The 25899-nt window shown below is 63.8% G+C and carries 22 protein-coding genes and 1 tRNA gene; 16 read left to right on the top strand and 7 right to left on the bottom strand.

Going from position 1 to position 25899, the window contains the following annotated elements; all coding sequences use genetic code 11:
* The first annotated feature begins 82 nt into the window (after positions 1 to 82).
* The 13 genes from AC0L16_RS25535 to AC0L16_RS25475 all read left to right on the top strand — a co-directional run bounded on the left by AC0L16_RS25535 (position 83) and on the right by AC0L16_RS25475 (position 11882).
* A complete protein-coding gene (locus AC0L16_RS25535) occupies positions 83 to 775 on the top strand; it encodes a glutathione S-transferase family protein (RefSeq protein WP_473624031.1) in 693 nt (230 codons plus the stop codon).
* The gene (queG, locus tag AC0L16_RS25530) at positions 756 to 1916 is read left to right on the top strand and encodes a tRNA epoxyqueuosine(34) reductase QueG (protein ID WP_473624030.1); all 1161 of its coding nucleotides are present in this window, start codon (positions 756 to 758) and stop codon (positions 1914 to 1916) included. Before AC0L16_RS25535 ends, queG begins: the two co-directional genes overlap by 20 nt.
* Positions 1913 to 2818, top strand: coding sequence for an SDR family oxidoreductase (locus tag AC0L16_RS25525; RefSeq protein ID WP_473624029.1), 906 nt, complete (start codon positions 1913 to 1915; stop codon positions 2816 to 2818). Before queG ends, AC0L16_RS25525 begins: the two co-directional genes overlap by 4 nt.
* 60 nt (positions 2819 to 2878) lie before the next feature.
* On the top strand, positions 2879 to 3970 hold the full coding sequence (gene mepA / locus AC0L16_RS25520; protein WP_473624027.1) for a penicillin-insensitive murein endopeptidase: 1092 nt from the start codon (positions 2879 to 2881) through the stop codon (positions 3968 to 3970).
* A 364-nt stretch (positions 3971 to 4334) separates the two neighbouring features.
* On the top strand, positions 4335 to 5354 hold the full coding sequence (locus AC0L16_RS25515) for a glucokinase (RefSeq protein ID WP_473624025.1): 1020 nt from the start codon (positions 4335 to 4337) through the stop codon (positions 5352 to 5354).
* Between the two features lie 127 nt (positions 5355 to 5481).
* A complete protein-coding gene (locus AC0L16_RS25510) occupies positions 5482 to 7350 on the top strand; it encodes an ABC transporter ATP-binding protein (protein WP_473624024.1) in 1869 nt (622 codons plus the stop codon).
* Positions 7347 to 8183, top strand: coding sequence for a 4-hydroxy-tetrahydrodipicolinate reductase (gene dapB / locus AC0L16_RS25505; protein WP_473624022.1), 837 nt, complete (start codon positions 7347 to 7349; stop codon positions 8181 to 8183). Before AC0L16_RS25510 ends, dapB begins: the two co-directional genes overlap by 4 nt.
* 33 nt (positions 8184 to 8216) lie before the next feature.
* Positions 8217 to 8837, top strand: a complete 621-nt coding sequence (locus AC0L16_RS25500; RefSeq protein ID WP_029347970.1) for a 2,3-bisphosphoglycerate-dependent phosphoglycerate mutase — start codon at positions 8217 to 8219, stop codon at positions 8835 to 8837.
* Between the two features lie 68 nt (positions 8838 to 8905).
* Positions 8906 to 8990, top strand: a tRNA-Leu gene (locus tag AC0L16_RS25495).
* 366 nt (positions 8991 to 9356) lie between these two features.
* Complete coding sequence (locus tag AC0L16_RS25490) at positions 9357 to 10322, top strand: ABC transporter substrate-binding protein (protein WP_473624021.1); 966 nt, start codon at positions 9357 to 9359, stop codon at positions 10320 to 10322.
* Positions 10319 to 11011 (top strand): L,D-transpeptidase, encoded by a 693-nt coding sequence (locus tag AC0L16_RS25485; protein ID WP_473624020.1) that lies wholly within the window; start codon positions 10319 to 10321, stop codon positions 11009 to 11011. The genes AC0L16_RS25490 and AC0L16_RS25485 overlap by 4 nt, the downstream gene beginning before the upstream one ends.
* 167 nt (positions 11012 to 11178) lie before the next feature.
* Positions 11179 to 11397, top strand: coding sequence for a hypothetical protein (locus AC0L16_RS25480; RefSeq protein WP_374120331.1), 219 nt, complete (start codon positions 11179 to 11181; stop codon positions 11395 to 11397).
* Between the two features lie 245 nt (positions 11398 to 11642).
* Positions 11643 to 11882 (top strand): hypothetical protein, encoded by a 240-nt coding sequence (locus tag AC0L16_RS25475; protein ID WP_473624062.1) that lies wholly within the window; start codon positions 11643 to 11645, stop codon positions 11880 to 11882.
* Between the two features lie 190 nt (positions 11883 to 12072).
* Here the strand turns inward: AC0L16_RS25475 and AC0L16_RS25470 are convergent, their stop codons facing one another.
* Positions 12073 to 14100 (bottom strand): BTAD domain-containing putative transcriptional regulator, encoded by a 2028-nt coding sequence (locus tag AC0L16_RS25470; protein ID WP_473624019.1) that lies wholly within the window; start codon positions 14098 to 14100, stop codon positions 12073 to 12075.
* Between the two features lie 244 nt (positions 14101 to 14344).
* On the opposite strand from AC0L16_RS25470, the gene AC0L16_RS25465 reads away from it, so the two are divergent.
* Both AC0L16_RS25465 and AC0L16_RS25460 read left to right on the top strand, forming a co-directional pair.
* Positions 14345 to 15433, top strand: a complete 1089-nt coding sequence (locus tag AC0L16_RS25465; protein WP_473624018.1) for a PLP-dependent cysteine synthase family protein — start codon at positions 14345 to 14347, stop codon at positions 15431 to 15433.
* Between the two features lie 20 nt (positions 15434 to 15453).
* Positions 15454 to 16725 (top strand): aminotransferase class I/II-fold pyridoxal phosphate-dependent enzyme, encoded by a 1272-nt coding sequence (locus AC0L16_RS25460; RefSeq protein ID WP_473624016.1) that lies wholly within the window; start codon positions 15454 to 15456, stop codon positions 16723 to 16725.
* A 231-nt stretch (positions 16726 to 16956) separates the two neighbouring features.
* On the opposite strand, the gene AC0L16_RS25455 is transcribed toward AC0L16_RS25460, so the two are convergent.
* Both AC0L16_RS25455 and AC0L16_RS25450 read right to left on the bottom strand, forming a co-directional pair.
* Positions 16957 to 18138, bottom strand: coding sequence for a cystathionine gamma-synthase (locus AC0L16_RS25455; protein ID WP_473624015.1), 1182 nt, complete (start codon positions 18136 to 18138; stop codon positions 16957 to 16959).
* Positions 18135 to 19562 carry a pyridoxal-phosphate dependent enzyme gene (locus tag AC0L16_RS25450; RefSeq protein WP_473624014.1) on the bottom strand — a complete coding sequence of 476 codons (1428 nt, stop codon included), beginning with the start codon at positions 19560 to 19562 and terminating at the stop codon, positions 18135 to 18137. Before AC0L16_RS25450 ends, AC0L16_RS25455 begins: the two co-directional genes overlap by 4 nt.
* Positions 19563 to 20052: 490 nt before the next feature.
* Between AC0L16_RS25450 and AC0L16_RS25445 the strand changes: the two genes are divergently transcribed.
* A complete protein-coding gene (locus tag AC0L16_RS25445) occupies positions 20053 to 21834 on the top strand; it encodes an alkaline phosphatase family protein (protein WP_473624012.1) in 1782 nt (593 codons plus the stop codon).
* Positions 21835 to 21987: 153 nt separating this feature from the next.
* On the opposite strand, the gene AC0L16_RS25440 is transcribed toward AC0L16_RS25445, so the two are convergent.
* The 4 genes from AC0L16_RS25440 to AC0L16_RS25425 all read right to left on the bottom strand — a co-directional run bounded on the left by AC0L16_RS25440 (position 21988) and on the right by AC0L16_RS25425 (position 25625).
* The gene (locus tag AC0L16_RS25440; RefSeq protein WP_473624011.1) at positions 21988 to 22158 is read right to left on the bottom strand and encodes a hypothetical protein; all 171 of its coding nucleotides are present in this window, start codon (positions 22156 to 22158) and stop codon (positions 21988 to 21990) included.
* Positions 22155 to 23495: a sulfatase-like hydrolase/transferase gene (locus tag AC0L16_RS25435; RefSeq protein WP_473624010.1), complete on the bottom strand. Its 1341-nt coding sequence runs from the start codon at positions 23493 to 23495 to the stop codon at positions 22155 to 22157. Before AC0L16_RS25435 ends, AC0L16_RS25440 begins: the two co-directional genes overlap by 4 nt.
* Positions 23496 to 23785: 290 nt before the next feature.
* Positions 23786 to 25135 carry an FAD/NAD(P)-binding protein gene (locus tag AC0L16_RS25430; protein ID WP_473624008.1) on the bottom strand — a complete coding sequence of 450 codons (1350 nt, stop codon included), beginning with the start codon at positions 25133 to 25135 and terminating at the stop codon, positions 23786 to 23788.
* 37 nt (positions 25136 to 25172) lie between these two features.
* Entirely contained in the window at positions 25173 to 25625 is a 453-nt protein-coding gene (locus tag AC0L16_RS25425) for an RrF2 family transcriptional regulator (protein ID WP_473624007.1), read from the bottom strand.
* Positions 25626 to 25899 lie beyond the last annotated feature (274 nt).

The raw sequence follows: 25899 nt of genomic DNA, 5'->3' as shown, positions 1-25899 counted from the left end.
CGGGGCGGCCCCCTGAATCGGGGCGACCAAGACTTACCGGCGCAGCCGGCGATTTGCCAGTGCGCTCTATTATCGCGGGACCATGCTGACGCTTTTCCACCACCCGATGTTCGCCACCTGCCGCTTCGTTCGCCTCGCTTTCGGCGAGTATGGCGAGGAGCTAGCGCTGATCGAGGAAAAGCCGTGGATGCGGCGCAAGGAGTTCCTGGCGCTGAACCCGGCCGGCACGCTGCCGATCCTGCTTGCCGAGGGCGACGTGCCGATCGTCGGCGCCATGGTCATCGGCGAATATCTCGACGAAACGCGCGGCGTGCTCAAGCGCGACAAGCGGCTGTTCGCCGAGGACCCGATGGAGCGCGCCGAAATCCGCCGGCTGACCGACTGGTATCTCAACAAGGCCGATAGCGAGGTGACGCGGCACCTGGTGCGCGAGCGCGTGCTGAAGCCGGTCATGCCGGAAACGGCAGGCGGCGGTTCGCCCGATTCGGCGGCGATCCGCGCCGCGCGCGCCAACATCCGCCAGCATATGAAATACACCAACTGGCTGGCCGGCACCCGCCATTGGCTGGCCGGCAGCAAGGTCACCTATGCCGACCTCGCGGCTGCGGCTGCGCTGTCGGTGCTCGATTATCTCGGCGAGATCGACTGGCGCGAACACGCTGCCGCGCGCGAATGGTATGCACGGGTGAAATCACGGCCATCGTTCCGGCCGCTTTTGTCCGACCGGGTGCGCGGCCTGTCGCCGGTGTCACATTATGCGGACCTCGATTTCTAGAGCGCAAAACCTGCGCGCGCTGATCGACCGCGAGGCGCGGCGCTCCGGTTTCGATGCCGTTGCCGTCACCACGCCCGATGCCATCCCGCAGGCGCCGGCCCGGCTTGCCGCATTCGTCGCCGACGGCTTCCACGGCTCGATGGGCTGGATCGCCGAGACGCTCGAGCGCCGCGGCGAGCCGACGGCACTTTGGCCCGAGGTTCGCTCGATCGTCGTGCTGGCCATGAACTACGGCCCCGACCACGACCCGCGCGCGGTGCTGGGCAAGCGCCAGCGCGGCGCGATCTCCGTCTATGCGCAAAACCGCGATTACCACGACGTGATGAAGGGCCGGCTGAAAGAGATCGCCGGCAAGATCGTGGCGCGCTCGGGGGGCGACGTGAAAGTGTTCGTCGACACCGCCCCGGTGATGGAAAAGCCGCTGGCAGAAGCCGCCGGCCTCGGCTGGCAAGGCAAGCACACCAATCTGGTCAGCCGCGAGCACGGCTCCTGGCTGTTCCTTGGCAGCATCTTCACGACGGCCGAGCTTGCACCCGATACGCCCGAAGACGACCATTGCGGCTCCTGCCGCGCCTGTCTCGACGTCTGCCCGACCGACGCCTTTCCGGCTCCCTACCGGCTCGATGCGCGACGCTGCATCTCCTACCTCACCATCGAGAACAAGGGGCCGATCCCGCACGAGTTCCGCGAAAAAATCGGCAACCGCATTTTTGGCTGCGACGATTGCCTGGCCGTCTGCCCATGGAACAAGTTTGCCCGGGCAGCGTCCGAGGCAAAGCTCGTCGCCCGCGCCGACTTGCGCGAGCCGCCGCTCGCCGATCTGTTGGCGCTCGACGACGCTGCTTTCCGGTCGTTCTTTAGCGGTTCGCCGGTCAAGCGCATCGGTCGCGACCGCTTTGTCCGCAACGTGCTGATCGCCGCCGGCAATTCCGGCGAACCCTCGCTCGGCAACGCCGTGCGGGCGCTGCTCGGTGACGCCTCGCCGCTGGTGCGCGGCGCAGCGGTTTGGGCGCTGTCACGGCTTGTGCCGGCTTCGGAATTCGCCAAATCGGCCACCGCTGCGGTGGAAGCAGAAGGCGACGAGGCCGTGCGACGCGAATGGCGACTGGCGCTGGCAGACCAGATCGAGGCGCATGCATGAGCGAGAAGCGGATCTTCATTTTCGGCGCCGGCTATTCGGGCAAGGCATTTGCCCGCGCCAGCAAGGATGCCTGCACGATCTTTGGCACGACACGCGCAGCGGGGAAATTCGAAGCGCTGCGGCAAGCCGGAATCCAGCCGCTGCTTTTCGATGGCGCGCTGACGCTTGAAATCAGCGACGCGCTCGAGAAAACAACCCACCTCGTCGTCTCGGTGGCGCCGGAAGAGGCCGGCGACCCGGTGCTGAACGCGGCGCGCCAGGTAATCGCGGCGAAGATGCCGGCACTCGAATGGATCGCCTATCTCTCCACCGTCGGTGTCTACGGCGACCATGGCGGCGGCTGGATCGACGAAACCGCCGAATGCAGGCCGGTGTCGAAGCGCTCGATGCTGCGTGTCGCCGCCGAACAGGACTGGCTGAAGCTGGGTCGCGACATCGGCCGGCCGGTGGCGATTCTGCGGCTTTCCGGCATTTACGGGCCGGGCCGCAATGCGCTGGTCAATCTGGAAAACGGCACCGCGCGGCGGCTGGTCAAGCCGGGCCAGGTGTTCAACCGCATCCATTGCGACGACATTGCGGGGGCGCTCTGGCATCTGCTCAAGGACAATCGCGGCGGCATCTTCAACGTCACCGACGACCTGCCGGCGCCGCCGCAGGACGTCGTCGCCTATGCCGCGGGGCTGATGGGCGTCACACCGCCGCCCGAAATTCCGTTCGAGACCGCTCGGCTTTCGCCGATGGCGCGGTCCTTCTATGGCGAGAACAAGCGTGTCGCCAACACGGCGATCAAGGCGGCCGGCTATCGCTTCCGCTTTCCCGATTACCGCAGGGCATTCGACCATATGTGGGCTGAGGGCAACTGGCGCGACGGCGAGGCGCGCAGCCCGATGAAGCGGTCGTGATCGAAATTGCGCGCCGGGCGTGATATGATCCGACCAAATTTGCAGAGGGGTTCTGCTTTCATGACGATGTTGAAGCGATCATTGCGCGGCAAAAGGCTGCTACTGACAGCAGCGCTCGCGGTCCTCGCCCTAGCGGGGCTTGCAGCGCGACCTGCGACGGCCGAGGAACTGGCAAAAAACCTGTTCGGCGCCAAAAAGCTGCCGGCCGTGGCTGCGCCGCAGTCGATCGGTTTTTATTCCAAGGGCTGCTTTGCCGGCGGCGTCGCCATACCCCTGAACGGCCCGAAATGGGAGGTGATGCGGCCTTCGCGAAACCGCCGCTGGGGCCATCCGACGATGATCGCGCTGATCGAGAAACTGTCGCGCGACGCCGCGGCCGATGGCTGGCCTGGCCTTTTGGTCGGCGACATTTCGCAGCCGCGCGGCGGCCCGATGCTGACCGGCCATGCCTCGCACCAGATCGGCCTCGACGCCGACATCTGGCTGACCCCAATGCCCGACCGCAAGCTTTCGCTCGAGCAGCGCGAAAACATGAGCGCCACCTTGCTTGTCGACGAAAAGACCCATTTGGTGAAAGATGCGCTCTGGACACCGGCGCATACGCGGCTGCTGAAGCGCGCGGCAAGCTATGCGGAAGTCGAGCGAATCCTGGTCAATCCCGGCATCAAGAAGAAGCTCTGCGACACGGTGAAAGGCGACCGTGGATGGCTGCCCAAGGTCAGGCCGTTCTGGGGCCACGACTATCACTTCCACATCCGCATCGGCTGCCAGCCCGGCTCGCCCAAATGCAAAGCGCAGGAAAACACCGCGCCAGGCGACGGCTGCGACCAGTCGCTGGCATGGTGGTTCACCGAGGAGCCGTGGCGCCCCAACAAGAACCCGGACAGGCCGAAAGCGCGCGACCTGATGACGATGGCGAGCCTGCCCGCAGCATGCCAGGCGGTGCTCGACGGGCCAGATCCGGCTTCGGCGGAGGCGGTCACCTATTATGGCGACGGGGCGCCGGTCGCGGCTGCACCCGTTCTCACGAAGGCTCCGTCGCCGGCGCGAGCATCGGCAAGCGGCGCCGCAGCGCTGCCGGCCACGGCCAACGCCTACGCCGAAACGCCCGAGATCGGCATTCCGCTGCCGCGACCGCGGCCGGGGGGCTGAGGCCAGGGGACGACCAACTTGTTGGGGTCGGCGCCGCCCCTCATTGCCCTGCCGGGCCTTTCTCCCCGTATAGGGACTGTATAGTGACGGGGAGAAGGAGGCTGGCCGCAGCCTCGGCACCCCTTCTTGCAACGCCGGGGATTGGCGAAATCACCGATGAAAGCCCCCTCTCCCCGTCACTATACGGGGAGAGGATGCCGGCAGGCAGGTGAGGGGCAGCGCCAACGCTGACTTGGCCAGCGCCAATTTCGGACCGGAAGTGATTGCTCCGGAACTGACCCTGAAGCGACTTTCCCTTTCCCGGGTCATGCGCTAGTCAACGAAAGAACAGCGGAACGCCACTGGAACCGGGACGGACGAGAGCATGCCAAGCGACGACGACACAGTGCTGCAGTTTCCGGTCCTGATCGGCGACATTGGCGGCACCAATGCGCGCTTTTCGATGGTGCTCGACGCGAATTCGGAACCAACCGAACCGCAAATCGTCCAGACCGCCAATTTCAACACGATCGACGCGGCGATCCAGGCGGCGGTGCTCGACCGCTCGTCGGTGCGGCCCAACTCCGCCGTGCTGGCGGTGGCCGGCCCGGTCGACAGCGACGAGATCCCGCTCACCAACTGCCCGTGGATCGTCAAGCCGAAAAAGATGTTTGCCAGCCTCGGCCTCAGCGACGTTGTGGTGCTCAATGATTTCGAGGCGCAGGCGCTGGCCGTCGTGGCGCTCGGCGAAGAGCATATGGAAAAGATCGGCGGCGATGCGCCGGAGCCCAATGCCGGGCGCGTGGTGCTCGGTCCCGGGACCGGGCTTGGCGTCGCCGGCCTGGTCCACGCGCTGAACCACTGGATACCGGTGCCCGGCGAGGGCGGGCACATGGATATCGGCCCGCGCTCGCCGCGCGATTTCCAGGTGTTTGCGCATATCGAGAAGCTCGAGGGCAGAATTTCCGGCGAACAGATCCTGTCCGGGCGCGGCCTGGTCAATGCCTACCGCGCGGTGGCCAAGGCGGACGGCAAGCCGGCGCCGTTCACCACGCCGGCCGAGATCACCGCCGCGGCGCTGGCGAAGTCAGATCCGGTGGCCGAGGAAGCGCTGTCGCTGTTCGTCACCTGCCTCGGGCGTACCGCCGGCGACCTTGCGCTGGTGTTCATGAGCCGCGGCGGCGTCTTCCTGACCGGCGGCATCGCCCAGAAAGTCCTGCCGGCGCTGAAAACCGGCAATTTCCGCGCCGCCTTCGAGGACAAGGCGCCGCACAGCGAGCTGATGCGCAGCATGCCCGTCTATGTGATCACCCATCCGCTGGCAGCACTTTCCGGCCTTGCCGCCTATGCCAGAAACCCATCGCTGTTCGGCGTCCAGACCGCGGGGCGGCGCTGGCGGGCCTAGATGACGACCGAAGCCGCGGCGAAGTTTTGCCGGCCTCTGCCATAGGCAAGCCGGCACCGGGGCGCTAAGAGGATTGCCGAATTGGCCCGGCCGCGCAGCCGGACCGACATCACGGAACGATCCCGACTTGAACCAGGCCACAAACCAGCAAGCCAAAAACCACCAGGCCAAAGCCCGGCCCGGCGAGGTCGTGGCGGTGATCCGCCGCATCCTCGCCGAGAACGGCCGCGACTATCGCTGGTATTATGTTCTGGCCGTTCTGTGCCTGGTGATGGTTGCGGCCACGACCGCCTTCACAGCCTGGATCATGAAGGATGTCGTCGATCAGATATTCTACCAGCAGCGCGGCGATCTCATCGCGCTGATCTGCTTGTTGATCCTGGGCGCCTTCATGCTGCGCGGGCTGGCCACCTACGGCCAGGCGGTGACGCTGGCCAGGATCGGCAACAATCTGGTGGCGCGCTACCAGCGCCGCATCTTCGCTCATCTGATGAAGCTCGGCATCGGTTTCTTCAACGACACGCGCTCGGGACGGCTGGCCGCCCAGATCAACGAGAACGTCAACGGCATCCGCGACCTGCTGTCGATGACGCTGACATCCTTGGCACGCGACGCCGTATCGCTGATCGCGCTGATCGGCGTCATGATCTGGCAGGATCCGATGCTGTCGCTGATGTCGCTGCTGATCGGGCCGCCGCTGATCTACACCGTCGTCTATCTGACCCGCAGAATAAGGCGCGCCACGCGCGAAGCCGTGCAGATAAACGCGCGGCTGATCGGTGCCATGCAGGAAGCAACGCAAGGCATCGCCATCGTCAAGGCGTTTACGCTGGAGGACGAGCTGTCGCGCCGCATCAGCGATCTTGTCGCCGGCGCCGAGCAGCGGGCAAACCGCATCGCCCGCGTCTCGGAACGATTATCGCCGATCTCCGACATGCTGGCCGGTTTCGCCGTCGCCGGCGTCATCGCCTATTCCGGCTACCGGGCAGCCGTCGGCGGCCAGCCGCCCGGTGCGGTCTTCTCCTTCATCACCGCACTGCTGCTTGCCTACGACCCGGCCCGGCGGCTGGCGCGCATGCAGGTCGGCATGGAACGGGCGCTGGTCAATGCGCGCATGATCTACGAGTTGCTCGACCTCGAGCCGAAGCAGGGCGACGCGCCCGGAGCGGCCGAAGCGAAGATAACCCGCGGCGAGGTGCGCTTCAACAATGTGTCGTTCGGCTATGTCGCCGACGCTCCGGTGCTGCAGGATCTCAGCTTCGTTGCCGCCGCCGGCAAGATGACGGCCATCGTCGGCGCCTCGGGCGCCGGCAAGTCGACGCTGGTGGCGCTGCTGCAGCGTTTTTACGATGTCGAGGCGGGCAGCATCGAGGTCGACGGCCAGGACATTTCGAAAGTCACCAAGCAGTCGCTGCGCCGCTCCATCGCCTATGTCTCGCAGCAGCCCTATCTGTTCGAAGGCACCATTCGCGACAACATTCGCTACGGGCGGCTGAGCGCCAGCGACGCCGAGATCGAGCTGGCCGCCCAACAGGCCGAGGCCGATGGCTTCATCCGCCAGCAGCCGCAGGGTTATGACACCCCTGTCGGCGAAGGCGGCCTGACGCTGTCGGGCGGCCAGCGCCAGCGCCTGTCGATCGCCCGCGCCATCGTGCGGCAGGCGCCGATCCTGCTGCTCGACGAGGCAACCTCAGCACTCGACAACGAAGCGGAAGCGCGCGTCCAGCAGGCGCTGACCCAGGTCATGGCGGGGCGCACGACCATCGTCATTGCGCACCGGCTGTCGACCGTGGTCAATGCCGACCATATCATCGTGCTGGAACAGGGCCGGCTGGTCGAGCAAGGCACGCATGCCTCGCTAATGGCCGACCCGCACAGCGTCTATGCCCGGTTCCACCGGGTGCAGGGCAACAAGGGGCTGGGGCTTGTCGACGACGGCAAGCCAATCCAAACTCCGGGACAACGCGCGAAGAAGGCGGTCGGGAGAATTTTATGAGCGGCACGGCCACAAACGACGTCAATGAAATGGGCCTGGTGGTGGTCGGTGCCGCCGGTCGCATGGGCCAGGCGCTGATTCGCGCCATCCACACCATTCCGGGCGCCCGCGTCGCCGGCGCGATCGAGCGGGCCGGCTCGCCGCATCTCGGCAAGGATGCCGGCGAACTGGCCGGCATCGGCACTATCGGCGTGGTGATCGGCGACGATCCGCTGCCGGCTTTCGCCAGGGCCGACGGCGTCCTCGATTTCACCAGCCCGGCGGCGACCGTCGAATTCGCCGGCTACGCGGCGCAGGCGCGCATCGCCCATGTCATCGGCACCACCGGCTGCTCGGCGGACGACAATGCAAAGATTGCGGCGGCGGCGCGCCACGCGACGATCGTCAAGGCAGGCAATATGAGCCTCGGCGTCAATCTGCTGGCGGTGCTGGTGGAGCAGGCGGCGCGCGCGCTCGATGCCGACGATTTCGATATCGAGATCCTGGAAATGCATCACCGGCACAAGGTCGATGCGCCGTCGGGCACGGCGCTGCTGCTCGGTGAAGCCGCCGCCGCTGGGCGCGGCATCGATCTTGACGAGAACAGCGTGCGGTCGCGCGACGGCCATACCGGCGTGCGCAGGACCGGCTCGATCGGCTTCGCCACGCTGCGCGGCGGTTCGGTGGTCGGCGACCACAGTGTGGTGCTGGCCGGCACCGGCGAGCGCATCACGCTCGCCCATCACGCCGAGGACCGGGCGATCTTCGCCCGCGGCGCGGTCAAGGCCGCGCTGTGGGCGCGCGGCAGGAAGCCGGGACTGTATTCTATGCGCGACGTGCTCGGACTCGCCTGAGACGATCTGATCCACCAAACCTAAGGAGCAAAAATGTCGGGAACTCTCGTGCTCGTGCGCCATGGCCAGAGCGAATGGAACCTGAAGAACCTTTTCACCGGCTGGCGCGATGTCGACCTGACCGAATTGGGCCACGCCGAGGCCAGGGAGGCGGGCGCCAAGCTGAAGGCGCGCGGCATGAAATTCGACATCGCCTTCACCTCGTCGCTGATCCGGGCGCAGAAGACCTGCCAGCACATTCTCGACGCCGTCGGCCAGAGCGATCTCGAGACGATCCGCGACCAGGCGCTGAACGAGCGCGACTATGGCGACCTCTCCGGCCTCAACAAGGACGACGCGCGCCAGAAATGGGGCGAGGAGCAGGTGCATGTCTGGCGCCGCTCCTACGACGTGCCGCCGCCCGGCGGCGAAAGCCTGAAGGACACCGGCGCGCGCGTCTGGCCCTATTATCTGCACGACCTGCAGCCGCATGTGCTGCGCGGCGGTACAGTGCTGGTCGCGGCGCACGGCAATTCGCTGCGCGCGCTGATCATGGCGCTGGACGGCAAGTCGGGCGAGGAGATCGTCAGACTGGAGCTCGGCACCGGCGTGCCGGTCATCTACAAGCTCAATGCCGATTCGACGGTGGCATCCAAGGAAGTGCTGGAGGGCTGAGCCGGCCGGGCAGCTTTCAAAAAAGCGCGTTGACACTCACCGTTTGCCCGCCTAAAGAGCCCGCACCAGCCCAGATGGCGGAATTGGTAGACGCGCACGGTTCAGGTCCGTGTTCCGCAAGGAGTGGAGGTTCGAGTCCTCTTCTGGGCACCAATCCCTTTGTAAGCTCTTGATTTCCTGGAAACCTTAGGTTTCCGGGTCATCGGCTGCTGCACAAAGGTGCTGTCGCCTTGCGAATGACCTCACCCAACAAGGCGTCCTGATAGGCCCCCTGGTTCGTAAGCCTGCGGACATCTTGACGGTTGGCGCGTGGCGGCCGCGTTGTGAGCATCTTCCCATACGGAATGTCATCGAGTAGCGTGCAGGGGCGGCATGTGACGGCGCTCTCCTTGGCGAATGCACTGCTGCATCTTGAGCAGTTGCCGTCAGACCATCGGGCTGCTGTCACAACCCGGTGCTTGCCGTGACAGATTGTTCCCGTCCCGGTTCGTTTTCAGCACCGAAGCGAGGGGAAAGAAAATGCACAACCGATTTCGGCAGTGCCTGCGAAGATTGTCGCTGGCGGCATTGACGATGCTGGCGGTCCCGGTCCACGCGGCTGATCTCGTCATTGCGATGCCGAACTGGCCGTCGGGCCAGGCGACGGCGAACATCCTCAAGGTCAGCCTGAAGCAACATTTCGGGCTCGATGCCGATGTGCGCGAGATGGGGACGCTTATTGCCTTTGCCGGCCTCGATTCGGGCGAGGTGGATATTCATCCCGAAATCTGGCTGCCCAACCTGGACAATCTGGTGAAGAAGTATGTCGACGGCGCCGGCACGGTAGCCATCAGTCCCATCGGTGTGCCGGCATGGCAAGGCATATGCGCTACCCGCGAAACTGCCGACAAATTTGGCATTCGCGACATTTCGGATCTCACCGACCCGCGCAAAACCGCCGCGTTGGACACTGATCGGGACGGACGCGGAGAACTCTGGATTGGCGCCGAGGGCTGGTCCTCAACAGCTATCGAGCGTGTCCGCGCCAACAGCTATGGCTATGCCGAGACAATGACATTGCTGGAGACGCCGGAGGATGTCGGAATGGCGGCTGTCGATGCCGCGGTTGCCACGGCTCAACCGATGGTGTTTGCCTGCTATGCGCCGCATCACGTGTTTAAACTGCACGAAATTGTCCGGCTTACCGAGCCGCCTTTCGACCCGGCAAAGTGGAGGATCGTGCTGCCTTCCGAGGACCCGCTCTGGGTCTCGAAGTCCAGCGCGCCGGTGTCATGGGATACCGCACATTTCCATATCGCTTACGCCAGCTTACTGCGCAAAAAATATCCTGACGTGGTCGCGTTCCTGGAAAAGGTAGACCTCAAGCCGGAGGACGTCACCAAGATGAGTTATGCGCTCCAGGTGGAGCGTCAGGATCCTTACGAGTTCGCCAAACAATGGGTTGCCGCGCAGGGCGCTCGGGTGCAAGGGTGGGCAAATCCATGACCGGAAAGCTGACGATCGCGGGACGCGCCACTCTCCAGCGGCGCTCGCTGACGGCAATTGTCGCGGTAGCGCTCGGTCTTGTCGCGGTGGCGGCGCTGGCTGCTGGAACCCAGGTTTTCGATCCGAAAACCCGCAAATGGGTGGACTACGACCGCACCAAGGCGCGCAAATACTATGCCGCGCATAATGAAGTGCCAGAGGCGTTTCGCCCGCAGATGGTCAAGTTCCGCACCGCGGAAGTGCCTGGTACGATCATCATCGACGGCAACCAGCATTTTCTCTACCTTGTGCAGCCGGGTCAGCGGGCCATGCGCTACGGCATCGGCGTCGGCCGGGAAGGCTTTGGATGGGCCGGAATCGTGCGCGTCGGCCGCATGGCGGAATGGCCGACCTGGACACCTCCGGCCGAAATGATCGCTCGTGATCCGAATGCGGTCAAACATGCGGCAGGCATGCCGGGAGGGCCTGACAATCCGCTCGGCGCCAGGGCGCTCTATCTGTATGAGCGCGACCAGGACACGATCTACCGGATACACGGCACGCCGGAGCCGTGGACGATCGGGCTCGACGTGTCATCAGGGTGTATCCGGATGCGGAACGACGACATCACCGATCTGGCATCGCGCGTCAAGGTTGGCGCCAAGGTCATCGTCCTCATGCAGGGGGCGGCACTTTACAAGGGTGTGTGAAGCCCGGGGTGTGTGAAGCCGGGCGTGTGAAGCGGCATTCGGAGAGGGACCAAGCAATGTCGGCAAAACCTGCAGTGAGAACTTCGATCCGGGCAACAGCAATTGGATTATTGGTGGCGGCCCTGAGCGCTTGCGTCAGCGCGCCGCCGCCGCCGCCTCAGGACCAGATGTCCAGGACCCAGGTCGAGACGGCCCCGGCCGACCTTCAGCTGCTTTGCGCCGACGCGGTCGCCAAGGCGAGCGGCGCCGATAGCACCAAAATACTTCCGGTTTCATCGAGCAAGATCGATCCCAAAACCTATCAGGTCGAACTCGATGCCAGCGGCAAGAAGACAAGCTGCCTTGTCGATACGGACGGCAATGTCAAATCCGTTCAGCCCACCTGATCGGCTCCGGTCGAAGGATTTTGCGGCGATCTGATGATTGCCGCGAACCTGGCGTCGACTTTTGACGTGACGAAGTTGGCGACCTGTCGTGCTGAAAGGTTCAGAAACCACGAGAAAAAGCCCGGCCGACCGCGGCGTGCCTCAAAAACCCAGCGGCATCATCGTGATTGGCACGTTCGGGCATTGGCTGTACCATTCCTGCGCCGGTCGCCGAAATTGCGTGTTCCGGCAAGGGAGAAACGTCCATGTTACGATCAATTTCGCTTGCGGTTTTCCTGGCGGTCGTTCCTGCGACAGCCTTTGCGAATTCATGCCCGACCATCATGGCCGCGATCGACGCGGCGTTGCCGACAGCGACCATCGCCGAGGCGGACAAGACCAAAGTCATGGAACTGCGCGCTCAGGGCGAGAAATTGCACGCCGCCGGCGATCATGCAGGATCAGAGGCTGCGCTCAACCAAGCCAAGTCGATCCTCGGCATATAATTGCTCCCCCCTCTCCCCTTGTGGGAGAAGGTGGCCTCGCGAAGCGAGGTCGGATGAGGGGTGTTCCAGCTTGGCACCGACGGCGATCCGTCCAGCACCCCTCAACCGTCTCGGCGCTACGCGCCGATCCACCTTCTCCCACAAGGGGAGAAGGGAAGCTTTCGACCGAAGCACCGTCAGGGCCGCGTGATCACCCCAGCCCGATGCGCCTGGCGCCTTGCCGGAACAGGGCTGCGGCGTCCGGCTCGAAGCGGAAGGTGCCGATGAAATCGTCGGCACAGTAGTTCGGCAGCGTCTTGCGGATGGCGGCCGCGAAAGTGCGGGCCTCGTCAAGCCGCCCCGCCAGCGCAAGGCAGTGCGCCGCGATCGCCAGGATGATGGCGTGGGCGTTGGGACGGGCGGCGGCCTTCAGCGCCCATTCGGCGGCCTCGTCGAACTGGCCGAGGCGGACATGCGCCATCGCCCTGGCGCCGAGCATGCCGAACAGCAGCGGATCGAACGGACTCAGATGGCGCGAGTGATCGGATGAACCGATCGCCGCGTTCGGATCACCCGACTGCGAGTGGACAAACGAAAGCGCGTAATGACCGAGCGCAAAGTTGGGGCTGAGGTCGACGGCCCGTTCCAGCTCGATGAGGGAGCCGTCCTGCTCGCCGCGCAACCACAGCGCCCGGCCCATGGCCCAGTGCGCGGCCGGGTTGTGATCGTCGACCAGAAGACTTTGGCCGGCGGTCTCGAAGGCGAGCGCGCTTTCCTGGTCGCGGTCTCCCCAGCGCTGAAATGCATTCTGCCAATGGGTGAAGGACAGGCCGGCATAGGCGCGGGCGAAGGTCGGATCGAGCTTCAGGGCCATGTCGAAGAAATGCCGGGCCTGCTCGTTTTCCGTGCGGGTGAAGCGATACATGTGCCAGAGGCCGCGATGGTAAGCCTCCCAGGCATTCAGCGAGCTGGGAGCTTTCAGCACGGCGCGGTTGCGCTCGACCATCTCGATCTCGGCCGAGATCGACGAGACGATGCTGTCGCCGATGTCGTCGAGGACGGCAAAGATGTCGTCGGGCCTGCGTTCGAAGGTCTCGGCCCAGACGATCCTGGCCGTGCTCACCTCGACAAGTTCGACGCTGACCGCGACACGGCCAGCCTGGCTGCGCACCGTCCCGGTGGCGACGTAGTCGACGTTGAGCCGCCGGCCGGCATCTTCCGGCGCGATGTTTTTTTCGGCCAGCGCAAAGACCGAGCCGCGGGCGATGACGAAGAAATCCCTGAGCTTGGCCAGGCGGGTGATAATGTCGTGGGTGAGGCCGTCGGCCAATCCGCCGCGAGAGAGGCCGATCCCGGCTTCCTCTACAAACGGCATTACCGCCAGCGACGCCTTCGACGTAGCAGTATCGGAATGGGGAAGCACAATTGACGCTTGCGGGGCTGCGGCCAAGAGCGCCGGCTGCGCCCGGAGCATCGCGGCTGGTCGTTCGCTGCGGATCGATCGCCATGCCTCACGAACGGGTCCGAAATCCAGATCCTCCGAAGCAAACAGCTGCGCCGCCGAAGCAAGATGGTCCTCGCAGGCGGCGATCTGGCCGCGCCGTGCGAGGCTTGTCAGAAGAGCCACGTGCGCGCGCTCGTCGAACGGATTGAGTTCCAGCCAATTCTCCAGATGCGCGGACATTTCGTCGGCATCCGCCGGCAGCTTGCTGACGAGATGTTCCAGAATGGCGGCGTGCCACGAGCTGAAGCGGCGGCGTTGCGCGATCAGCCAGCTGTTGAAATGCGGGCTGCGGTCGATCTCCAGCCCGTCGACGAAATCGCCGACAAGCAGGCTGGACAGGGCCTGTAGCCGCTCAAGATCGAGCGTCTCGATGCCCCCGGCGGCGGCCGAGGCGACATCGAAGGCGTCGACGGAAACGCCCTTCAGATCGAGCGCGACCGTGTCGCCTGATGTTTCGATCCTGTGGCGACCCGGTTCGTCAAAAATGCCCCTGAGCTTGCTGAGGCACCAGCGAAGCTCGCCGCGCGGATCGTTCGGCACATCCCACAAAAGCTCGCACAGACGGCTGCGGCCGACGGCATGCGGCGCCAGCGCCAGATAGGCGAAGAGCGCGCGCAGCTTGCGCGATGCCGGCAGTTGCACGGTAGCGCCGTCACGGATGACCGTCAGCGGCCCGAGCAGCCGCACGGACAGCCCGGCCGCTGCGCCGTCCAGGCTCGATCGAGCGGATTCCACGTGCGTTTCCACGCTTGCTCCCACGCTGGCCGGTTGTCCTCTGTTTTACCATCGAAAGCGATCGAGTGCATCCGGCAACGAATTTTCCGCGCCGGTTGCCGGCATTGCCAGCTTTGCGGGCCGCGTTGACGGCAACGGACCGTATCGCGGCAAGGTCTCGAAACCTCGCCGCCCAAGCCACCGGTTTGTAACCGGCTCGTGACAACGAACACCTCGTGACGACAACAATAAGGGGAGAGCAGACATGTTGCAGCAACGGAAAATCAGGACCACAGCCGGCCGCGGCCGCCTGTTCGACAGCATTATCGACACGGTCGGCGATACGCCGGTGATCAGGATCAACAATCTCGGCCCCGATCACGTGACGATCTATGTGAAGGCCGAGTTCTTCAATCCGGCGGCGTCGGTGAAGGACCGGCTGGCGCTCAACATCATCGAGGAGGGCGAGCGCAGCGGCGCCTTGAAGCCGGGCCAGACCGTCGTCGAGGCGACCAGCGGCAACACCGGCATCGGGCTGGCCATGGTCTGCGCGCAGAAGGGTTATCCGCTGGTGGTGACGATGGCCGACAGTTTCTCCATCGAGCGCCGCAAGCTGATGCGCATGCTGGGCGCCAAGGTGGTGCTGACGCCGCGCGCCCAGAAGGGTTTTGGCATGTACAACAAGGCGGTCGAGCTCGCCGAGGCCAATGGCTGGTTCCTGGCCCGCCAGTTCGAGACCATGGCGAATGCCGCCATTCACGAGGCGACGACGGCGCGCGAGATCATCAACGACTTCGCCGGATCGCGGCTCGACTGCTTCGTCACCGGCTACGGAACCGGCGGCACCGTCGTCGGTGTCGGGCGCGTGCTGCGCCGCGAGCGTCCGGAAATCCGGATCGTGCTGGCCGAACCCGCCAACGCCCAGTTGATCGGCAGCGGCAAGGCGCAGGAGCGCGGCGCCGACGGCGCACCCGCCGCCAGCCATCCGGCCTTCGAGCCGCACCCGATCCAGGGCTGGACGCCGGATTTCATTCCCAACGTCCTGCAGGAGGCGGTCGACGCCAGCCTCTATGACGAGGTGGTGCCGATTGCCGGGCCGGAGGGCATCAAATGGGCCAAGGCGCTGGCGCAAAAGGAAGGGATTTTCACCGGCATTTCCGGCGGAGCCAGTTTTGCGGTGGCGCGCCAGATCGCCGAAAAAGCCGCACCCGGCTCGGTGATCCTGTGCATGCTTCCCGACACCGGCGAACGCTACATGACGACGCCGCTGTTCGACGGCATCGAGGCGGAGATGGATGCGGAGGAAATGGCTCTTTCGCAGTCGACACCCAGCGGCCAGTTCCCGGCCGAGTAGCGGGAGAGGGAGAAACCACCATGGACGCGACGCCAAAATCCTCCGGCATGGCTTTCGAAGAAACGCTCAACATGCGCCGCCTGCAGCAGGGGGAGTGCGTCGTGCCAATCGCCACCGTGTCCAGCCGGATGCTCGCCGTCACCGAGGAAATGCGCACGGTCATGGATTTTGCGCGAAACGTCCTGGAGGGCGACGGCCTGGGGCCCGATGCCTGCGATTTCATGTTCGGCAATCCGCAGGAAACGCCGTTGCGTGGATTTGTCGATGCATTGATCCGCCACGTCGAGCCACAGGATGTTCACTGGTTCGGTTATAAAAAGTACGATGCGCTGGCGCGCGAAACGGTGGCCCGTTCGCTCAGCCAGGCGCGAAGCCGGAACTACAAGCCAGACGACATTGCGATCACCGCGGGAGGGTTCGGCGCGATAGCGGCTGCGCTGCTCGCCGTGCTCGAGGTGGGAGAGGAGGTCATCTATCCGCGTCCCGGCTGGTTCGCCTATGGTGCCCAGATTCGCGGCGCGGCAGGGACACCCGTCGCCGTCGACCTAGCACCGGGAACCTATGACCTCGATCTCGAAAGGATTGAGGCAGCGATCACCCCGCGCACCCGCGTGGTGGTGGTCAACACGCCGCACAACCCGACCGGCCGCATCTTTCCCCGCGCTCAACTCGACGCGCTCGCCGACAAGCTCGCGGCCGCGTCCGAAAGATTTGGCAAGGTGATTTATCTCCTTGCCGACGAGCCCTATGCACGACTGGTGTTTGACGGCCATGCGCATATCAGTCCGGCCGAGAGCTACCCGCACACGCTGATCGCCTATTCCTTCGGCAAGACCTTGCTCGCGCCCGGCGAGCGCCTGGGCTGGCTCGCACTCGGGGCGGACATGCCCGAGGCCGATCGCATACTGTTGCGCGAGGCTGTCGACATAGCGCAGGTTTCGCACGGTTGGGCTTTCGCCGGCCGTACCCTGCAGCGGGCACTGCCTGATCTCGAGAAGCTCAGCATAGATGTCGCAGCCCTCGCGCGGCGCCGCGATCGCATGGTCGAAGGCTTGAGGGCAGCGGGATACGACCTGCCGGTGCCTGAAGGTACCTTCTATCTCATTCCACGCTCCCCAATACCGGACGACATGGCCTTCGCGGCACGCCTCGCAACTGACGGTGTCTGGGTGCTGCCCGGCAGCGTCGCCCAATTGCCTGGACGTCTGCGGATCAGTTTGACTGCAAACGACGGCATGGTGGAGCGCTCTTTGCCCGTCTTTGCGCGAGCGATCCGGGAAGTCGCAGCCTAACTCCTGGCGAGCAGGAGCTCACACAAGGGCTTCTGGTCCATCGCTTGAGCGATGGCTGGCGGCCGTTGCAATCGACTGCTGAATGCCAAATTAATAGGTCCTGATCCTAGTCAGGGATGCTTCAGCGCATCGCAAAACCTTCGCGGTCACGCCGGAATATCTGGAATCGACGCCGCGGCCTCGGCAGGGCGATGAGGGGCAGCGCAAGCTTCGACGGTCAATTGGCGCCTTCTAGCCGCCCAGCGCCTGGTCCAGATCCGCGATCAGATCATCGCCGTCCTCGATCCCGGCCGACAACCGCACCAGCGAATCGGAAATCCCGATCTCGGCCCGCTTCCCGGCCGGGATCGAGCCGTGCGTCATCAGCGCCGGGTGCTCGATCAGGCTTTCGACGCCGCCGAGGCTTTCGGCCAGCGTGAACAGTTGCGTGTGTTCGAGGAAGCGTTTGGTGCCGGCGAGGTCGCGGTCGAGCTCGACCGTGATCATGCCGCCGAAGGCGTGCATCTGCTTTCTGGCGATGGCGTGCTGCGGATGGCTGGGGAGACCGGGATAGATGACGCGGCGGATGTCGGGGCGGCTTTCCAGCCAGTGCGCAATCTTCTGGCCGTTCGACGAATGGCGCTCCATCCTCAGCGCCAGCGTCTTGAGGCCGCGCAGCGCCAGAAAACTGTCGAACGGCCCGGAAATGGCGCCAATCGCGTTCTGCAGGAATTTCAGCCGGTCGGCCAGATCCTTGTTGTCGCCGACCACGGCGACGCCGCCGACCATGTCGGAATGGCCGTTGAGGTATTTGGTCGTCGAATGCACCGATATGTCGATGCCGAGCTCCAGCGGCCGCTGCAGGTAGGGGCTGCAAAAAGTGTTGTCGGCGACCGAGAGCACGCCTTTGCGCCGGGCCAGTGCTGCGACCGCTTCGAGATCGACGACGCGCAGCAGCGGATTTGTGGGCGTCTCGACCCAGAGCAGTTTGGTTTCTGGGCGGATCGCCGCCTCGACCGCGTCCAGATCGGTGAAGTCGACGAAGTCGACCTGGAGGTTGGCCGAGCGCTTGCGCACCCGCTCCAGCAGCCGAAACGTGCCGCCATAGATATCGTCGGTGGCGACGACATGGGCGCCGGAATCGAGCAGTTCGAAAATGGTGGCGATCGCAGCCAGCCCCGAGGCGAAAGCGAAGGCGGCTGCGCCGCTTTCGAGATCGGCGACGGCGCGCTCGAAGGCAAAGCGGGTCGGGTTCTGGCTGCGGGCATATTCAAAACCCTTGTGCACGCCCGGGCTCTGCTGGCCGTAGGTGGAGGTCGCATAAATCGGCACCATCACCGCGCCGGTCGTCGGGTCGTGGCTCTGGCCGCCATGGATGGTGCGCGTCGAGAAGGCCAGGCGGTTGCTGCCCGATACGGTGGCTTTGATGGTCATCTTGCGCGGCGCCTCAGATGGTTGATCAGGTCGATGCGGGTTATCAGGCCGATGAACTCGTCGCCGTCGAAGACGATGGCGACCTCGTTGCGGTCGAACACCGGCAACAGCGCGTCCAGCGTCTGGCTGGCCTGCAGCGTGTGCAGATTAGCGGTCATCGCTGTGCGCACCGGTGCCTTGAAACGGTCCCAGCGGCTGTCATAGGGGCCTTCGACATGGGCGAGGATATCGCTTTCGTCGACGATGCCGACGAGCTTGCTGTCGTCCAGCACCGGCAGCTGCGAGACGTCCGAACGGCGCATGCGGCCATAGGCGTTGAGCAGGCTTTCGTCCGGGCCGACAGACACGATGTCGCCGGTGCGGTGCGTGCGCATCACCAGGTCGCGCAAATCGCCATGCTGCTCGTGCTCGGCGAGGCCCTGCTCGATCAGCCAGAAATCGTCGAACACTTTCGACAGATACTTGTTGCCGCTGTCGCAGACGAAGGTGACGACCCGCTTCGGCACGGTCTGCTCGCGGCAATAGCGCAGTGCCGCCGAAAGCAGCGTGCCGGACGACGAGCCGGCGAGGATGCCCTCCTTGGAAAGCAGGTCGCGCACCGCCAGCATGCTCTGCTTGTCGGGGATCGAGTAGGCCTTCTTGACCAGCGACAGGTCGGCATTGGGCGGGACGAAATCCTCGCCGATGCCCTCCACGGTCCAGCTGCCGGCCTCTTGCATCTTGCCGGTCTTGATCAGAGGCGCCAGCACCGAGCCGACCGGATCGGCAAGAATCATCTCGGTCTTCGGCGAGATTTTTGCGAAATAGCGGCCAAGCCCGGTCAGCGTGCCGCCGGAGCCGACGCCGACGACCACTGCATCGACGTCGCCGTCGAGCTGCGAATAGATCTCCGGACCGGTCGTGGTTTCATGGGCGTCCGGATTGGCCGGATTGGCGAACTGGTTGGCATAGAAGGCGCCAGGCAGCTCGGCGGCGATCTTTTCGGCCATGTCCTGATAATATTCGGCGTGGCCCTTGCCGACATCGGAACGGGTCATGCGCACTTCCGCGCCGAGCGCCCGCAGATGCTGGATCTTTTCGCGCGACATCTTGTCGGGCACGACCAGGATGATGCGGTAGCCCTTGGGGATGCCGACCTGGGCCAGGCCAAGGCCGGTGTTGCCGGCGGTCGCCTCGACGATGGCGCCGCCGCGCTTCAGCCTGCCCTGTTTTTCGGCGTCGGCGATCATCGACAGCGCAATGCGGTCCTTGATCGAGCCGCCGGGGTTCTGGCTTTCGAGCTTGATGAACAGCCGGCACTTGCCGATGTCGAATTTGCTCAGCTCGACAACCGGCGTCTGTCCGATCAGGTCGAGAACCGACGCGTAGGGCGGGCGCAGGCGGGACATTGCCCTGTCCGGGAGGGCGATCTTGTGCACGCTCATGCTGATGCTCCATGGTCAAGCGACCGCCTTGGGCAGGCTGTCAGCCTAGCTTCTTTTCCAGCCGTTTGCAGTCTGAAAGAAGATAGATCGTGCCAATCCGTTGGCCAGACTGGGAATGGGATTCCAGTTGTTCGGCCGTAGGGCCGATCCGTCACGCTAATCACGATACGGCCGCGGGTTCTTTCCCTGGAGGCTTCCGGACGCCGGCCCCAGCGTCAGGCACCACGTGGAATGGCCGGCATCCGCAACCCTTCACAATCTGTGACGTAGCCTGTGATCAGAAGGAATGTCTTCAACTGGGGATAATCCGTCGTCGGCCGCTTCCCATAAGGACAATATCACTTCGCGGAGTCCTGCGTCATCCTGACCTTCCGTCATGGTGGGAGGGCGCAGGAGACGGCCGTGAAACGCGCCCGGGAGTTTTGGTTCAGTAGTCGGAGACGGCCTAAGGGCTGTTAACTAGGCACAATAGACCGAGTGAGGGACCGTCATGACAAGGCATTGCCATCGTAGCCAGACGACTGGGCTTCCGCCGCATATCTCGGCCTGTCTTGCGGTAGCGATCACGGCGCTTCCGATTGCACCTACAATCGTTGCCGCTCAGGACATCGCGGCAAAGCCTCGTCTCATACTGCAGCTAACCGTCGACCAGCTGCGAGGCGACCTGCCGTCTCTTTATTATGATCGCCTGGGTAGTGGAGGGTTTCGCTATCTGCTCGACAAGGGGACGGTCTTCGCGGCGGCCCACCACTCCCACGCCAACACGGAAACCATCGTCGGCCACACAACACTGGCGACGGGCGCGCAACCGGCAATCCATGGCATGGTAAGCAACGTCTGGTTTGATCGTGCGAGCGGTGCGAATGTCTACAACATTGAGGACCCCCGATATCATCTTCTTAGCGTCGGCGCCGGGATAGACAAATCAACAGAGCTCGATCCAACTCAGAAGGTCGCCAAGGCCGACGGTCGTTCGCCAGCCGCGATCCTCGTAACGACATTTAGTGACGAGTTGGCGCTGACGACGGCTGGCCGAGCCAAAATATTCGGCGTTTCGGTCAAAGATCGCGGGGCTGTCCCCATGGCCGGCCATGCGGGAAAGGCTTTCTGGTTTTCGAAGGCCACTGCCGACTGGGTGACCAGCAGCTACTACTACGACAGCTACCCGGCATGGGTCGCCGACTTCAACAGCAAGCGCCCCACTCAGCAATATGCCGGTACCTCATGGGAATTGCTGCACGATCGTTCGACGTATTTGTTCGCTGACGCGGACGACCGACCGTGGGAGCTGGATTTCCCGATCAACAAAGATACAGGCGAAACCTACGGACGCGTCTTCCCACATTCTTACGGCCCGCCGGACGGGAAGTATTTTTCGACACTGCTGACGGTCAGCCCTGCGGGTGACGCCATGACGCTTGAGTTCTCGAAAGCACTGATCGAGAATGAGGGTCTCGGCAAAGACGCCATTCCTGACTATCTAGCCATAAGCTTTTCCTCAACCGACTACGTCGGGCATTTTTTTGGTCCCTCCAGTCTGGAGAGCGAGGACAATCTCCTACGACTCGACGGCGTCCTTGCCGATCTGTTCGCATATGTCGACAAGACAGTTGGGCTTGCCAACACTCTGATTGTCTTGTCGGCCGATCATGGCGGCCCGGAGATCCCCGCCTATCTCAACACGTTCGGAATACCTGGTGCCTATATCAAGCCTGACACGTGGGATAGGCAACCGGCTCTCGCCGCTCTCAAGAAGAGGTTCGGAATCGATAAGGAACTCATCGAGGGCTACACCCATCCATACATTTCCCTCAACCGCGAGGTCATTGAGGAGAAAGGCCTGGACATGGCAACGGTCGAAAGTGCGGTGGCGGTCGAGCTTGTCAAATTTCCCGGCGTAGCATTCGCTATTTCCAGCACGGCCCTTAGTCAGGCAGGCCTACCCGACACGGCAATTTCCCGGGCCGTATTGAACAACTTCAACCCGCAGCGCTCCGGCGATATTTATGTGGTGTTCGAGCCGCAGTGGTTTCTAAACGACTTTGATGGGCTAGAAGTCGCAGCCACTCACGGTTCCCCGTGGACATACGACACCTTTGTTCCCATCATCTTCGCTGGGGCAACCGTGCCAGCTCAAACTGTCTTTCGAAAAGTGCAGACGGTCGATGTAGCGCCGACGCTTGCGGCGGTCGTTGGCGCCAAACCGCCTTCTGGCGCCTTCGGCGGGCCTTTGGTGGAGATTCTAACGCCGCTCGTATCACCGATGAAATAAGGGCTTTTGCGGCTTGTCCGTTATGGGTCTCAATTCGAGATATTCGCAGCAGGGTCGGCGGTGACCACATTGGGTCACGATTTCGCGCTGAGCAAGGACGCGATTGCGCCAGAGTTTGACACTGCCAGGCGCCCGTCCTGAGGCCGCTTTCATTCAGAATCTCGTCATGTTCGCGGCAGGCGGATTAGGCGATTGCTCGACGCTCGCCTTGTACTCCGCTACCACCTTCAACAACGGCCCGAGGACCCAATTGTACATCTCGCCGATGTTGTGCTCCTCCTGTGGATCTGACTCGATGTTGAACACCTTTGGATAGCCGTTCATCGGTGCCGCGCTGCTCCGATTCCGCCCATCAGCATGGCGCCGCCTGCACCGCTGCGGCCGGGTGCCACATCGGCGAAATAGGCACGGAACTGCTTCCACCGGGCCGCGACCAGATTGGGGCCGACAAAGGTCAACAAATGCTCGCGCTGTTCGCCGTCATTGCTGCCGAGCAGCAGATCGCTTTGATCGACACCGTCGATTGGCCTGTCGTCCGGCACCTTGCCGCCCGCAAGCTGCGCGAAGGTAGGGAAGAAATCCATGATCGACAACATGGCGTATGACGATCGCGGCTTTATATGCTCCGGCCAGCGGATCATGGCGGCAGTGCGGATAGCCCCCTCGCTGACGTCACCGAGAGCGCCGCGATAGGGCCCGCTCGTTCCGATGTCCGGCATATCGCCTCCGAATGCGATCGTACCGGGGCCATCAGGGCCGTTGTCGGAGGCGAAGACCACAATGGTGTCTTTCTCCAGGCCGAGCTCATTCAATGAATCAAGCATCTTGCCCACAATGGCGTCCCCCTCCATCAAGGAATCGCCGAATTGCCCGATGCGTGATGCCCCTTCGAAGCGCTTCGATGGCAGGTTCGGAAAGTGCGTCCGAGAAATCGGCAAATAGAGGAAGAACGGCTTGCCTGCTGCCTTCTGGCGCGTCATGAAATCGACGCCGTGGTCCACCAGTTCCCAGTCGATCTCGCGTCGCACTTCCTCGGTATAGGGTTTCACCGGCGTTAGCGGCTCTCCTCGTTTGGCCTCGACGATCTGCGGCCCCATGTCGAGGGGAATGTCGACGGACTTGGTCTGGAGGCCCTGACGAATCATGCCGAACGCGTCCCAGGTGTCACCTGGAGGGATGCCGTAGAACTCATCGAAGCCTTGGTTCTGCGGCTGACTATAGGTTTGCGCACCGAGGTGCCACTTGCCGAAAATCGCAGTGGCATACCCGGCGTCGCGCAGCATTTCGGCCATGGTGACTTCTTTCGCCGGCAGCGAAAAAGGCGTGCCCGCGACCGCAACTAGCGATAGCCCGGAGCGGATGGAGTAGCGCCCGGTCATCAATGCGGCGCGTGAGGGCGAGCAGGATGGCTCGACCAGGAACTGCGTCAGCCGCAGACCCTCTGAGGCGAGCTGGTCGATACGCGGCGTTGGCGACCCGCGCAGTTCACCGCCGCCGTAGACGCCGATGTCGCCGTACCCGATATTGTCGGCGAGAATGAAAAGGATGTTAGGCTTCGATTGCTGCGCTGACGCCGTGGCTACAAGCATCGGATGAGCAACAAGCAACGTGCCGACGGCCAGTGCACCGACCATGTGTTGCCTCGGCTTGAACCACTTCATCTCAAGATCACCACGCAAGCTCAGTGGGCCGAATAGTCCGCCAAAACCTGAACCCCGCATATTGTCCTTTCGGGAAGCTGCCGACGACCGCTTGGCTCCATCTAGGGGACGTTCACCTTCGAGCACCGTCAAGTCCGAGTTGTGTTAACTCAGGACATCGGATACTGGAGATTCTTCCCTGCACCACAAGCGGACCTACTGCTCCCGTGAAGAGTTTCGGGCGCCGGCAGGCGTACGAAAGTCCCCGAGGAAGGAACCCGCGGGGGGCGCAGTAGAGCGCCGACCTCGCCCTACCCCAGCAGCCGCCGGCTCAGCCGCGCGCACTGGACGCGAATATCGGGAATGGCGTCGATCTCGAAGAAGGTGCCGCGCGTCAGCGGCCCGACCGCGAGAATCTTGGCCGATGCGGTGCCGTCGCTGGCGATGACCTCGCAACTGTCTGATACGTCGAGGCCAAGGCGCAGCGAGTCCGGCCGGGCCAGCCCGCGGTCGACCAGCGACCGCACCACGCTGTTCGACGTTGTCGAGATGTCCCTGGCGATGCCGGTGCAATCGTAGATGCGGGCGACGTCGAACGTCTCGATGTTTTGCGTGTGGCGCGACTGGACCTGCACGCTGAATTCGTCGCCCGCCGTGATGCCGACGACGCGTCCGGCGACAAGCCGGATGCGGCCCGACTGCACCGCCTCGGTGACACGGCCATAGACTTCCGGCGCCATGCGATGGCGGTGGATGTCCCACCACGCCTTGGTGTGCTCGACGAAGCGGCGCTTGGCCGAAGACGGCCAGTTTTGCCAGATCTTCTGGTTGAACGGCCTGAGACCGTCGACGACGTCGCGCCAGTCGATGCCGGCCTTCTGGTTTTCCCGGATCAGGTCGCGGAACCAGCCGACGAAATAGGAGAGCTGGGTGCCGAGCGGAATGTCGGCGACGTCGAGCCTGATCGGATTGCCCTTGCGGTGCGGCGAAGGCAGCAGGCCGCGCCGCGACACCGCAATAATCTCGCCGCGATGGCCGCGTTGTTCGAGCGACAGGAAGGCATCGACCATGCTCAACCCCGTGCCCAGCACCAGGACTCGGGCTTCCCCGTCGAGCACGGTGTCGGCCTCGGATCCCATCCTGATCGCATGGCCGTGGCCGGCGCCCGGCTCCTCGTCATGCCCGGTCGCCAGCACGGCAAGGTGGGCTACGACGCTGGTGCCGTTGGCCAGCGCCACCTCGACCCCGGATCCGGTCGGCGAGATCGACAGGCTCTCCTCGCGGATCAGGCGAAGACGCCCCGTCTCGCGCGCCTCGAGGTCGTCCAGCAGTTCCTTCAGATAGCGGGCATAGACGCTGCGCGGTGCGTAGACCGGCGCCTGCTCTGGGGTTGCCAGGCCGCGCTCAAGCAGCCAGCGCCAGAAATTGCCGGGGTCGTCGGCATACGCGCTCATGCCGGCCGCGCTGACATTCAGCACATGCGCCGACAGCAGCGTGGAATAGGCGATGCCCTGGCCGAAATGCGGGCGCTTTTCGATCAGCGTGACACGGAGATCGGGATTGGGGGACTTCAACAGATGCGCGGCAAGGACGACGCCGCTGGCGCCGCCGCCGATGATAATGATCGAACCTGGGACGATTGAATTTGCGCGGCCGGTCATGCGCGCACCAAGTGCCTGAGGAGCCGTCGGTTCCGGCTCAGGCCTGGATTTTCAACGCAGCCGAAAGCTCGTCGTCGCCGGCCATATCGCGCATCTCGGCGAGGCTGCGCTGATCCAGCACCTCGGCGATCGCTTGCCGGACCTCCAGCATCAGATGTCGGACTTGGCATGTCGCCTCGTTGCAGTCTTCACAGCGCTGATACCGGGTGCGGCTGGCGCAGGGAATGGGGGCAAGCGGACCGTCGAGCACGCGCACGACGTGGCCGATCTTGATTTCATCCGCCGGCCGCGCCAGGCGGTAACCGCCCTCCTTGCCCTTGCGGCTCTGGACAAAACCGGCATTGCGCAGTTCGCCGAGGATGGCGTCGAGAAATTTCTTCGGGATGTTGTTTCCGGTGGCGATATCACCAACGAAGGCGAGCTGACCAACCGGCAGCCGCGCCAGATGGATGAGCGCCTTGAGGCCGTACTTGCCCTTTTTTGTGAGCATGGACCGAACGTTTCTCTGTCATGCGATGGCGCAGGGCCACCGGGTGCGAACCGCCTAGCGTGCGTCCCCACCGCGTCCGCGTCCAGGCTTTCAAGACACATAAATTCTAGTGACATGATATACAAGACGGGCACCATTGATTTTGCTTGATTTTCAAGCCGCTGCGACTACTTGCCGGACGTTCTTTCCTCCTGAAGCCGCGAGGCACGCCAAAGGGGACAGCCTGCGCACTATCTTCATGCGCGATTGCCGCGATATGGGCATCGCTCTTCGT

Source organism: Mesorhizobium sp. WSM4848, from assembly GCF_055811375.1.
Note: the sequence above shows the minus strand (reverse complement) of the source record. Positions and strands in the feature narration are given on the sequence as shown.

Bases quoted from the DNA above. Each gene is read 5' to 3' on its own strand.
- AC0L16_RS25535 (WP_473624031.1), top strand. From the start codon at position 83: ATGCTGACGCTTTTCCACCACCCGATGTTCGCCACCTGCCGCTTCGTT.
- queG (WP_473624030.1), top strand. From the start codon at position 756: ATGCGGACCTCGATTTCTAGAGCGCAAAACCTGCGCGCGCTGATCGAC.
- AC0L16_RS25525 (WP_473624029.1), top strand. From the start codon at position 1,913: ATGAGCGAGAAGCGGATCTTCATTTTCGGCGCCGGCTATTCGGGCAAG.
- mepA (WP_473624027.1), top strand. From the start codon at position 2,879: ATGACGATGTTGAAGCGATCATTGCGCGGCAAAAGGCTGCTACTGACA.
- AC0L16_RS25515 (WP_473624025.1), top strand. From the start codon at position 4,335: ATGCCAAGCGACGACGACACAGTGCTGCAGTTTCCGGTCCTGATCGGC.
- dapB (WP_473624022.1), top strand. From the start codon at position 7,347: ATGAGCGGCACGGCCACAAACGACGTCAATGAAATGGGCCTGGTGGTG.
- AC0L16_RS25500 (WP_029347970.1), top strand. From the start codon at position 8,217: ATGTCGGGAACTCTCGTGCTCGTGCGCCATGGCCAGAGCGAATGGAAC.
- AC0L16_RS25490 (WP_473624021.1), top strand. From the start codon at position 9,357: ATGCACAACCGATTTCGGCAGTGCCTGCGAAGATTGTCGCTGGCGGCA.
- AC0L16_RS25485 (WP_473624020.1), top strand. From the start codon at position 10,319: ATGACCGGAAAGCTGACGATCGCGGGACGCGCCACTCTCCAGCGGCGC.
- AC0L16_RS25480 (WP_374120331.1), top strand. From the start codon at position 11,179: ATGTCCAGGACCCAGGTCGAGACGGCCCCGGCCGACCTTCAGCTGCTT.
- AC0L16_RS25475 (WP_473624062.1), top strand. From the start codon at position 11,643: ATGTTACGATCAATTTCGCTTGCGGTTTTCCTGGCGGTCGTTCCTGCG.
- AC0L16_RS25465 (WP_473624018.1), top strand. From the start codon at position 14,345: ATGTTGCAGCAACGGAAAATCAGGACCACAGCCGGCCGCGGCCGCCTG.
- AC0L16_RS25460 (WP_473624016.1), top strand. From the start codon at position 15,454: ATGGACGCGACGCCAAAATCCTCCGGCATGGCTTTCGAAGAAACGCTC.
- AC0L16_RS25455 (WP_473624015.1), bottom strand. From the start codon at position 18,138: ATGACCATCAAAGCCACCGTATCGGGCAGCAACCGCCTGGCCTTCTCG.
- AC0L16_RS25450 (WP_473624014.1), bottom strand. From the start codon at position 19,562: ATGAGCGTGCACAAGATCGCCCTCCCGGACAGGGCAATGTCCCGCCTG.
- AC0L16_RS25445 (WP_473624012.1), top strand. From the start codon at position 20,053: ATGACAAGGCATTGCCATCGTAGCCAGACGACTGGGCTTCCGCCGCAT.
- AC0L16_RS25440 (WP_473624011.1), bottom strand. From the start codon at position 22,158: ATGAACGGCTATCCAAAGGTGTTCAACATCGAGTCAGATCCACAGGAG.
- AC0L16_RS25435 (WP_473624010.1), bottom strand. From the start codon at position 23,495: ATGAAGTGGTTCAAGCCGAGGCAACACATGGTCGGTGCACTGGCCGTC.
- AC0L16_RS25430 (WP_473624008.1), bottom strand. From the start codon at position 25,135: ATGACCGGCCGCGCAAATTCAATCGTCCCAGGTTCGATCATTATCATC.
- AC0L16_RS25425 (WP_473624007.1), bottom strand. From the start codon at position 25,625: ATGCTCACAAAAAAGGGCAAGTACGGCCTCAAGGCGCTCATCCATCTG.